The sequence below is a fragment of the Massilia sp. X63 genome, assembly GCF_041023745.1.
Lineage (GTDB): Bacteria > Pseudomonadota > Gammaproteobacteria > Burkholderiales > Burkholderiaceae_D > Telluria.
Genome location: NZ_JBFTEF010000049.1, coordinates 1 through 821 on the forward strand (window position 1 = coordinate 1; position 821 = coordinate 821).

Below are 821 nucleotides of genomic sequence, written 5' to 3' on the forward strand. Positions count from 1 at the left end.
ACAGGCTCATCCCATTTCGCTCGCCACTACTTTGGGAATCTCGGTTGATTTCTTTTCCTGCAGCTACTTAGATGTTTCAGTTCGCCGCGTTCGCTTTGCATACCTATGTATTCAGTATGCAATGACCCAAAGGGCCGGGTTTCCCCATTCGGAAATCTGCGGATCAAAGTGTGTTTGCTCACTCCCCGCAGCTTATCGCAAGCTACTACGTCCTTCATCGCCTGTAATCGCCAAGGCATCCACCATGTGCACTTATTCGCTTGTCCCTATAACGTTGGCCCCTGCTGACAACAGGGATCGTCATAGAAATCAAGAGTACAGCTCGTTGCATGTTTGTTGATACTTGATTACTACCCTAAGTGTGTGCTTTCGCACACGCTTAAAAAAACTTTACTTCTTCCAGATTGTTAAAGAACGAGAACTACACTTATCTAAAGCGCAGGCTTTACATAAATGCAGTCGAACAGATGAATGGTGGAGGATGACGGGATCGAACCGACGACCCCCTGCTTGCAAAGCAGGTGCTCTCCCAGCTGAGCTAATCCCCCTTGTGGTGGGTCTGGTTGGATTCGAACCAACGACCCCCGCGTTATCAACACGGTGCTCTAACCGACTGAGCTACAGACCCAAACTGTTCTCGTTACTTAATTCCAACAGTCGATAAGCGTAGGCGCTTGATGCTGAGCTTTCGCTCGGTGCTACTCTAGAAAGGAGGTGATCCAGCCGCACCTTCCGATACGGCTACCTTGTTACGACTTCACCCCAGTCACGAATCCTACCGTGGTAAGCGCCCTCCTTGCGGTTAAGCTACCTACTTCTGG

Annotated in this window: 2 tRNA genes and 2 rRNA genes; all 4 read right to left on the reverse strand. The window is 49.7% G+C overall.

The features are described from left to right. Positions 1 to 266 (reverse strand): 23S ribosomal RNA (locus tag AB3347_RS25880); the annotation flags it as partial. A gap of 206 nt (positions 267 to 472) precedes the next feature. After that, positions 473 to 548 (reverse strand) — tRNA-Ala (locus AB3347_RS25885). Positions 549 to 551: 3 nt separating this feature from the next. Continuing rightward, positions 552 to 628 (reverse strand) — tRNA-Ile (locus AB3347_RS25890). Between the two features lie 79 nt (positions 629 to 707). Beyond that, a 16S ribosomal RNA gene (locus AB3347_RS25895) occupies positions 708 to 821 on the reverse strand; the annotation flags it as partial.